The 9,321-nt window shown below is 61.5% G+C and carries 8 protein-coding genes and 1 pseudogene; 4 read left to right on the top strand and 5 right to left on the bottom strand.

The genetic code is table 11. The features are described from left to right. The 4 genes and pseudogenes from EN955_RS35735 to EN955_RS32075 form a co-directional block, all read right to left on the bottom strand. Positions 1-75: pseudogene (locus EN955_RS35735) on the bottom strand (plasmid stabilization protein); the annotation flags it as partial. A 117-nt stretch (positions 76-192) separates the two neighbouring features. After that, positions 193-1,773 carry a DHA2 family efflux MFS transporter permease subunit gene (locus tag EN955_RS32085; protein ID WP_081714452.1) on the bottom strand — a complete coding sequence of 527 codons (1,581 nt, stop codon included), beginning with the start codon at positions 1,771-1,773 and terminating at the stop codon, positions 193-195. 11 nt (positions 1,774-1,784) lie between these two features. After that, positions 1,785-2,972, bottom strand: a complete 1,188-nt coding sequence (locus EN955_RS32080; RefSeq protein WP_024505526.1) for an HlyD family secretion protein — start codon at positions 2,970-2,972, stop codon at positions 1,785-1,787. 99 nt (positions 2,973-3,071) lie between these two features. Further along, positions 3,072-3,242 (bottom strand): hypothetical protein, encoded by a 171-nt coding sequence (locus EN955_RS32075; protein ID WP_081714449.1) that lies wholly within the window; start codon positions 3,240-3,242, stop codon positions 3,072-3,074. Positions 3,243-3,406: 164 nt separating this feature from the next. On the opposite strand from EN955_RS32075, the gene EN955_RS32070 reads away from it, so the two are divergent. Genes EN955_RS32070 through EN955_RS32055 form a run of 4 tightly spaced genes read left to right on the top strand, consistent with a single transcriptional unit; the run spans position 3,407 to position 7,816 of the window. After that, positions 3,407-4,024, top strand: a complete 618-nt coding sequence (locus tag EN955_RS32070; RefSeq protein WP_024505525.1) for a (2Fe-2S)-binding protein — start codon at positions 3,407-3,409, stop codon at positions 4,022-4,024. A 1-nt stretch (position 4,025) separates the two neighbouring features. Beyond that, complete coding sequence (locus tag EN955_RS32065) at positions 4,026-5,048, top strand: xanthine dehydrogenase family protein subunit M (protein ID WP_024505524.1); 1,023 nt, start codon at positions 4,026-4,028, stop codon at positions 5,046-5,048. Between the two features lie 3 nt (positions 5,049-5,051). After that, the gene (locus tag EN955_RS32060; protein ID WP_024505523.1) at positions 5,052-7,331 is read left to right on the top strand and encodes a xanthine dehydrogenase family protein molybdopterin-binding subunit; all 2,280 of its coding nucleotides are present in this window, start codon (positions 5,052-5,054) and stop codon (positions 7,329-7,331) included. A gap of 23 nt (positions 7,332-7,354) precedes the next feature. Continuing rightward, the gene (locus EN955_RS32055) at positions 7,355-7,816 is read left to right on the top strand and encodes a RidA family protein (protein WP_013531565.1); all 462 of its coding nucleotides are present in this window, start codon (positions 7,355-7,357) and stop codon (positions 7,814-7,816) included. A 46-nt stretch (positions 7,817-7,862) separates the two neighbouring features. On the opposite strand, the gene EN955_RS32050 is transcribed toward EN955_RS32055, so the two are convergent. Continuing rightward, a partial coding sequence (locus EN955_RS32050; RefSeq protein ID WP_127223533.1) for an HAD-IIB family hydrolase occupies positions 7,863-9,321 on the bottom strand: 1,459 nt, incomplete at its 5' end.

The following is a 9,321-nucleotide window of genomic DNA, read 5'->3' as shown; positions in this document are numbered from 1 at the left end:
CTCATAACCTTCGGCAATGTGGTCGGCTTTACGCTCCTGCTTGTCAGTGTACTTCGATTTGTCGCCTCGTGGCATGGCCAGCTCCTCCTGTTGCACAAGGGCTGAACGTCGACTCGACGCGCTGGTTCCAACGGAAGTTCGCGAAGCCGAAGCCGCATGGCGGGGCAGCGCCATACACCGCCGCGGCGCGACCTAACGCTTTTCGGGCCGGGGAGAGCGCAGCAGCAAGGCGAGGGGAACGAGCAGTGCGGTCGCTACCGCGCAATACCGAAAGACATCGATATAGGCGAGCAATGAGGCCTGCCGCGCTATCAACTGTCCTATCCAGCCGAGCGCCTGCTGTTTTGCGTCGATCATCGGCGAGCCTTGAGCCACGAAGTGCTCGGTCGCCTGACGCAGAACCTGCTGGTAGGCCGGTGACGACTGTGCTGTGTGGCCGACGAGGTTTGCCTGATGGATTTGCGCGTTCTGGGCTATCACCGTGTTGGACAGCGACACACCGATGCTTCCGCCGATGTTACGGGCAACGTTGATGAGTGCCGACGCCTGGTTCGTCTGCTGCGGAGCAAGACCGACGTAAGCCGCCGTCGAGATGGGGATGAACAGGAACGGCAAACCGATCATCAGGAAGATGCGCGCGAAGGCAAAGAAGCCGAAACTGACGTCCGGGGTGAGCGATGTCATATGCCAGAGCGCGACAGCGACGACGGACATGCCTGCCATGATCAGGTATTTGGGCTGGACGATGGCGCCGGCAAATCCGGAAATCGGCATAAGCATCAACATTGCGATGCCACCTGGCATCATCGACAGGCCCGACAGGGTGGCCGTATAGTTGAAGGCGGTCTGCTGCAGTTGCGGCATCAACTGGGTGGTGCTGAACAGCACGGCGCCCACTGCCATCATCACCAGGAACGATGTGCCGAACTGGCGGCTGAACAGCAGGCGGACGTCGACGATCGGATCGCGGTGACTGAATTCCCACGGGATCAGCAGCAGGAATGAGACCGCCGAAATCGCCGCGAAGGTCACGATGAAACCTGATGCGAACCAGTCGTTGCGCTGGCCCTCATCGAGAAAGATCTCCAGGCAGCCGAGTGCCGTGGCGACCAGGATGAAACCGACCCAGTCTATTCTGAGGCCGCCCTTCAACCGTTCCTGCCGTTCGCGCTCGAGCACATCAGGCTCGTCCACCAGCCACTGCACCAAGGCAAGCGACATGATGCCGAACGGGACATTGATGAAGAATATCCAGTGCCAGGAGAAATGGTCGGTCAGCCAACCGCCGATGGTCGGCCCGACTGTCGGTGCGACGATGACGGCAATGCCGTAAAGAGCAAATGCCGGGGAGCGTTTTTCGGGTGGAAAGGTGTCGGCGAGAATGGATTGTTCGCTGGGTGCCATGCCGCCGCCGCCGAGGCCTTGCAGGATCCTGAAGACGATGAGCATTTCCAGATTGGGCGCCAGGCCGCACAGCAGCGACGCTATGGTGAAGATCGCCACGCAAAGCATGTAGTAACGCTTGCGGCCGATGACGCTGGCCAACCAGCCGCTAACCGGGATGATCACGGAATTCGCGACCAGATAGGTGGTGATCACCCAGGTGCTTTCGTCCATCCCGGCCGCGAGGCTGCCGGCGATGTTGCGCAGCGCCACGTTGGCGATCGAGGTGTCGAGCACCAGCATGAAGGTGGCGATCGAGACGACGACTGCGATCAGCCACGGATTGCGCCCGCCGGCGGCGGACCGGCTTTCGCTCCGTTCACCAGCCATTTCGACGGCGCTCATCTCACCTTGACTGTCGGCACCACCGACAGGCCTGGACCCAGCTGCACGCCCGGCGGTCGGTCGAAGACGATCTTCACGGGCACGCGCTGCACCACCTTGACGAAGTTGCCGGTGGCATTCTCGGCCGGCAGCAGGCTGAAGGCGGTGCCACTGCCCGCCTGGATGCTGTCGACGCGGCCGTGGAAGTTCTTTTCGGGATAGGCGTCGATATCGATGTCGACGGGCTGTCCCGGCCGCATCAGATCAAGCTGGGTCTCCTTGAAATTAGCCTTCACCCAGACCTCGTCGGGAACGAACATCATCAGCACCTGACCAGGCTGGGCGTAGGTGCCCTTGGCGGCCGTGATACTGGTGGCGCGACCGGTGACAGGCGCGGTTATGATGGTGCGCGACAGCATGGTGCGGGCCTGCTCCTGGCTGGCCTTGGCTTGATTGAGCTTTGCTTCCGCGCTCTTGGTCTGTGCCTGCAGAACAGTGACCTGGCTTTTCGCGGCAGCGACGTTTGCTCCGGCGCTGTCGAGGGCGGCCTGGTCCTGGCGCAGGGTAGAAGCGGCCTGTTCCGCCTGCTGTTGGGTGGAGGTTCCCTTGGCCAGCAGCTCACGGTTGCGCTTGTCCTCCGCTTTGGCAAACTCGAGCGCGGCCTGGGCCTGCGCCAACTGCTTCTGTGCCGCATCGATCTTGGCGTTTTGTGCTTCGATCTGTGCACCGACATCGACGATCTCGGCCTGCGCCGAGGCCACACCGGCGTCGGCTTCCGCCAGGCTTGCCTGATAGTCGCTGTCGTCGATGCGCAAGAGCACGTCGCCGGCTTTCACAGACTGGTTGTCGGTGACCGCGACATCGGTGATACGACCCGATATCTCGGCACCGATCGTCACCGTGCGGGCGTCGATGAAAGCATCGTCGGTCGATTCATACTGACGCGCGTCCAGCCACCACAAGACCAGCCCTACGGCAATCAACAGCACTGCGAGCAGGATGGCGATCGATATGTAAGGGTGCCGCCGAGGGAAGCTCAGCAGGCTGGGCTTTGGTTCTCCGGCCTGCTTGTCCTGCTTGTGCTCCTGACCGTCGGCCTGACCGGCGTCTTTCCGGTGTTTTGGCGACGCGTCTGAGGTGGCCCTGCGTGGCGCGGCGTGCGTGTCGCCGGTTTCAGGTTCTTCGGTTTGGGTTTTCGCGTCCACGGGAGAACTCCCAGGAGTTTTGACCGTGGCCAGTCAACGACAACTGGTCGTAAAAGGTTCCTGGCGACCGGGCACGGTTTCGCGCCTGGCGGAATTGGTTCAGCCGATTGCCAACCTGACCACGATGGCCAGGATCACGATACCGACCAAGCCTGCTATGAAGATAACCCGACGCGTGCGCGTTCGCAGGATGATCTCGCCCTGTCTCGCCTGCTCCGCAGAGAACACAGGTCCATTGTCACCGTCCTTGTCATGCCGACCATCGCTCATGATCGCCTCCTTCCGGCCCTTGGCACACAACCATCGCCCGACAGGTGAGGTTCCGGTTACATCGAACCCGCCACAGAAAAAGGAATCACAGGCTCGTGAGGAGGGAACTTTGTCCTCCGCGACTGGTTTGGGCCGCTTGAGACCCAGCCAGCCCGGAGCCAGCCATGTCTGATGCCAAGATGTCCAGTGGCCTGAGCAGACGCATGTTCATGACGGCCTCTGTTTCGGCGGCGGCGGCGATGCCGCTTGTGAATTCCCCGACGAGAGCTGCCCAGCCAGCGTCCGAAAAGCCAGCCGAACCACGCGACTTGTCGGCGGTTTCAATGCGTATCAACAAACAGACCTACAATCTCGCGCTCGACAATCGAACCAGCCTGCTTGACGCTCTGCGCGATCACGTCGGCCTGACCGGCACCAAGAAAGGTTGCGATCACGGTCAGTGCGGCGCCTGCACGGTTCTGATCGATGGAAAGCGGGTACTGTCCTGCTTGAGCTTTGCCGTCATGAACCAGGGGCGGGAGATCACAACGGTGGAAGGCCTGGCCTCGACGGACGGGGAACTGCATCCGGTCCAGCAGGCCTTCGTCGACCACGATGCCTTTCAATGCGGCTATTGCACACCGGGTCAGATCATGTCCGCCATCGGTTGCATCAACGAAGGCCATGCGGGGTCGGAAGATGACATTCGCGAATATATGAGCGGCAATCTGTGTCGCTGTGCGGCCTATCCCAACATCGTTGCGGCGATCGTCCAGGCGCGCGACGAGATCAGGAGGGCCTAGGATGCGCCCCTTCGTTTATGAAAGACCAACCAGCGTCTCCGCTGCAATCGCCATGGCATCCCGTGTCGATGCCGTGCGCGTTCCGCCAACCGGCGCCGACACGCAATTCATCGCCGGCGGCACCAATCTGGCCGACTACATGAAGCTCGGTGTCGCGCGGCCGGACCGACTGCTTGACCTCAACACTCTTGCCGAGCCAGCCTTGCGGCAGATCAGGATAAACGATGACACGATCCGGTTTGGTGCACTGGTCCGCATGGGTGAAGCAGCCGACAACGATGACGTCCGGCGGCGTTGCCCGGCCCTTGCCGACAGCCTGAAATTCGCCGCCAGCGGTCAGCTTCGCAACATGGCGAGCCTGGGCGGCAATGTGCTGCAACGTACGCGCTGCGAGTATTTTCGAGAGATTTCCTGGCCGTGCAACAAGCGCGAACCCGGCTCCGGCTGCGCTGCGATGGAAGGGTCCAATCGCCAGCACGCCGTGCTGGGTACGAGCAATGCCTGCATCGCCACTTATCACGGCGATTTCGCGCAGGCACTGGTTGCGCTCGATGCCACCGTCGAGATCGAAGGTCCGCGGGGAAGGCGCACGCTTGCATTTGCCAAGCTGCACAAACGGCCGGGCGACACGCCCGACATCGAGACGGATCTCGCCGCCGACGAGCTCATAACCGCCATCGAAGTGCGGCTCGAACGGTGGAGCAGCCGGTCGCGCTATCTGAAGATTCGCGATCGCGAATCCTACGCGTTTGCGTTGGCGTCCGCGGCTGTTGCGCTCGACATGGATGGCGAGACGGTAAGGAGTGCGCGCATTGCGCTTGGCGGTGTGGCGACGGTGCCGTGGCGGGCGCGCGAAGCAGAGGACGCGCTACAGGGCAAAGTGCTTGACGAAGCCGCGGCGCAAGAGGCTGCCGAGGCTGCCTTCGCCGATGCCAGACCGCGCGAGCATAACGCATTCAAGATACCGCTCGGCAAGCGCACGCTGGTGCGGGCGCTGCTCGAAACCCGGGATATGAAGGGCTGAGCCATGAACCAAGCTGCACCCGCCCCCAGGGAAAACCAGGGCGATCCGGTTGTCCGCATTGACGCCCGGCTAAAAGTTACCGGACAGGCCGGCTATCCCGCCGACATCGTCACGGCCAACGTCGCCTACGGTGCCCTTGCCACCAGCAGCATTGCCCGGGGCAAGGTTTCGGGACTTCACACGAAAGACGCCCGGGCCGTACCCGGTGTGCTGGACATCGTCACCTATCACGATATGGACAAGACCGACACGCCGAAATTCGGCAACACCGGCGCAAGTTCGATCGGGCCTTTGCACGACAAGACGGTTTTTCACGACGGTCAGATCATCGCTCTGGTGGTTGCCGAGACCTTCGAGGCGGCGGAGGAAGCCGCAATGTTGATCCGCGCCGACTATGAGGACGAACGGCCCGCCGCCAGCTTTGATTCCAAGGGCGTGAAGATGGAGCCGGCTGCCGGCAAAAACCCTATGTTCAAGGAGGATGCGAAGGCCGGTGATTTCGATGCCGCCTGGGCGGATGCGACGGTAAAGATCGACGAAAAATATTCGACGCCGACCCAGCATCACAATCCGATCGAACTGTTTTCGACCACCGCAATATGGCAAGGCGACCAGTTGACCATACACGAGCCCAGCCAGAACGTTACCGGCTGGAAGGTGGAACTGGCACGCCAGCTGAAGCTCGATCCGGCCAATGTGCGGATCGTCAGTCCCTATATCGGCGGTGCCTTCGGCTCCAAGGGGCCGATGACGGCACGCACCGCTATCGTTGCCGTCGCGGCGCGACGCATTGGCCGCCCGGTTCGCTGCGTCGTCAATCGCATGCAAGCCTTCGGTACGCAGACCTATCGCGCCGAAACGCGGCATCGGATCCGCATGGGCGCCGGCAAGGACGGCCGCATCACGGCGTTCGGACATGAGGCCTGGGAGGTGACGTCACGCCCTGACCCTTATGTCGTCGGCGGCACGTCCGCCACCGCGCGCATGTACAATTACGGCGCCGTTCTGACGCATGTTTCGCTGGTTCATGCCGACCGTAACACGCCTGGCTACATGCGATCGCCGCCGGAGACGCCTTATGTCTACGCGCTGGAAAACGCCATGGACGAAATGGCTGTGGCCCTCGGCATGGATCCTGTCGAGTTTCGTCGCATCAATGAACCGGAGAAGGAGCCCATAGGAGGCAAGCCATTTTCCAGCCGCTCACTCATCAAGTGCTACGACCAGGCAGCGGAGGCCTTTGGCTGGTCGAAGCGCGATCCCAGGGTCGGCTCGATGCGCGACGGCGATTGGCTGGTCGGGATGGGCTGTGCGACGGCAATCTATCCGACTGCCGCCGCGCCCTGCGCGGCCCGGGTTCGTCTCACCGCCGACGGCGAGGTTCGAGTCCAGTGCGGCTCGCATGAAATCGGCACCGGCGTTCGCACCATCGCCGGCCAGATGGCGGCCGAAAGACTGGGCATCGGCATGGACAAGATCAGCGTCGAGATGGGCGACAGTGCCTTGCCGCCGGCTCCCGTGTCGGGCGGATCGATCTCGACCGCCAGTGTCTGCTCGGCGGTCATGAAAGCCTGCGACGCGATACGCGGAAAGCTGTTCGCCGCCGCTGCGGGCAGGGGGGCTCCGCTGGCCGGTTCGGGCAATGCGAAGCTGGACTTGAAGGGCGAAGAGGTCGTCACCGAGACCGGCAAATCCGCAAAGCTGGCTGATGTCTTCAAGGCTATGCAAGTCGGCGCCATCGAGGAATATGCCGAGTTTGCGCCGAAGGGTTCTTCGCCTGAAGCCCTCAGCAAACTCTATGCCGGACAGTCGGAATTTCATGGTGGAGAGAACGACGAAGATTCGGTCAAATATGCCTTTGGCGCCGAGTTCGTCGAAGTGCGCATCAACAGCTATACACGCGAAATCCGGGTCCCGCGCATCGTCGGGGCCTTCGCCGCCGGGCTCATCATGAACACGCGCACCGCGCGCAGCCAGCTGATGGGTGGCATGATCTGGGGTATCGGCCAGGCGTTGCACGAGGCGACGGAAATCGATCAGCGACACGCGCGCTACGTCAACCGCGACCTGCAGGACTATCTCGTGCCGGTCAACGCCGACATCAAACAGGTCGACGTTATCCTGGTCCCCGAAATCGACCATCAGGTCAACCCTGCCGGCGTCAAGGGTTTGGGCGAACTCGGCAATGTCGGAACGGCTGCTGCCGTGGCGAGTGCCGTCTATCATGCCACCGGCAAGCGCATTCGCGATCTGCCGATCAGAATAGACGATTTGATAGGCTGACGATCAAGAGTTCTGGACGAAGCATGGAACTCGTAACTCATAAGAAATTCAAAAACGGAAGGTTGATGCCGTGGGGAAAAGGCACGGTAGTCTCCGGAGCAAGGGGATTTGTCTACCTTTGCGGAAATACGGCAACCGCCGAAAATTATGATCCGACCGGAAAGAGAGGAGGGGGATTCACTGGCGATGCGGCGGCACAGTGGCGCGCAATTCTGGCGAACATCAAATCAGATCTGGAAGAACTCGGCAGCGCGCTCGACTATCTCATCCGGCTGACCTTCTTCATCAAGGGGCCATTTCCCGATGGCGGCGTTCTGAGTTCACCCAATTTTCGTCTCGACGTACTGGACGAGTTCTTTGCCGAGCATTGCCCGAAGCACTGCAGCTATAACAACCCGCCGCCTTCGGAGGTGATCGGAGTTGCAGCGCTTGCGCAAGCCGACATCGTCGTTGAAATTGTCGCGGTGGCGGCGTTGCCTGACTGAAGAATTTCGCATGCAGCGCTGGCTTGATTGCCTTGGCTCTCGCGTGTCACTCCGGGGCTGTGGCGGGAGCCGTGTAACGGCGGCGCACGGCATCAAGCACCCGCTTGCGGCTCTCCTCCGCCGACAGGGTCTTGTCCTCTTCCGCCTCGGCGGTTTCGCGCGCCAGGTCCTTGTCCCTGATCTGATGTCGAAACCATTTGGAATAGTCGCCGGTGCGCAAATGAAACTCCCAGGTCTTGTCATCTATGCCCTCGGCGATTTGAGCGAAGATCATCAGATTGTGAGCCCTGAGATTCATCGCATTCTCAGGGCCATGGAAATAGAAGCTGCCGGCTTCGTCGAGCTGGCCTTCGGCATATTTCCGGCTGTGCCGCTTGAGTGACTGACGTGGTTCGACCACTTTGACCGTCTTGACTTTTTTGCCTGCCTGCGGCCGCCAGAACAGCACGCGCGCACCTTTCGGGCTGGGGATGACTTTCGGCGGCTCAATGCCGGTTTCACGGCAGAAGACCTTCACGACGTCCTTTGCCTTGGGGCCAAGCGCAATGATGGCTGTCACCAGGCGCAAGGCGTCTGTCGAGATCGCCTCGGGGTGAACGGTGATCAGGATTGTGCCAGGCAATTCCAATGACAGAACCGCCCGCGTATCGTCGCGCCGCTTGGGCAGAAGATGATGCGCTTCATCGATCACGAGCCAGTGCGGTCTCGCGGTGCGCCGGCGGAAACTGCTGAGGCCAGGCAGCAGGTCGGCAAAGAAATCCGGCCTCTCGTCGACCCGCAGGGCCAGTCCATTGACGACTATGTTGCTGTCGGCCTTGGCGATCAGATCCAGCACTTGCGCCTTTGTCGGCGCGCTTGAGCCGTCTCCCAGGCGAACGGCGCCTTCGAGGCCATCATAGTCGCCTTCGGGATCGAAGACACAAAACTGAAAGCCGCTTTCGACGAAGCGCTCGGTCAGCGCGGTGGCCAAGGTGGATTTACCGATACCGGAACTCCCGGCAATGAGGATCGTGTCGCTCGGCGACAGGTAGGTATCGTCGCCGCCAGATGATCCAAGAACGATGCCGTCATGGCGCTTCGGCACTATCGCGTGATCACGCTTTATCAGCTTTGCGATCAGTTGCTCCACGCCTTTGCCTCGGGCGCCACGCATGACCAGGTTGGCTGTATCCTTGACCGCCGGAATTGCATTGTCGACGGCGACGCTGCAGCCACAGGCTTGCAGGAACGCATGATCGTTCTCGGCGTCGCCGACGCCGACGACGTTGTGCGGCGAAAGTCGAAGGTCCTGAAGGGCCGCGGCGAGCCCGGTGGCTTTGTTGATGCCGCTCGGCAGGATCATCACCGCGCCCTTGTTGAAGATGATTTCCAGTTCGAGCCCCATCTTCTTGATGACCTCAAGCACGGTCGCTTGATGCGGTTCCCAGGTCGCGACGATCGATCGTCCGACCGAAAGCGGCTTGACGCCCTGCCTCTTCAACCTGGCGACGAATTTGGGCTCGGGC

This window comes from Mesorhizobium sp. M7A.F.Ca.CA.001.04.2.1 (assembly GCF_003998485.1).
Lineage (GTDB): Bacteria > Pseudomonadota > Alphaproteobacteria > Rhizobiales > Rhizobiaceae > Mesorhizobium > Mesorhizobium ciceri.
The sequence above is the reverse complement of the archived record's forward strand: the minus strand, read 5'-3'. Positions and strand labels throughout refer to the sequence as shown.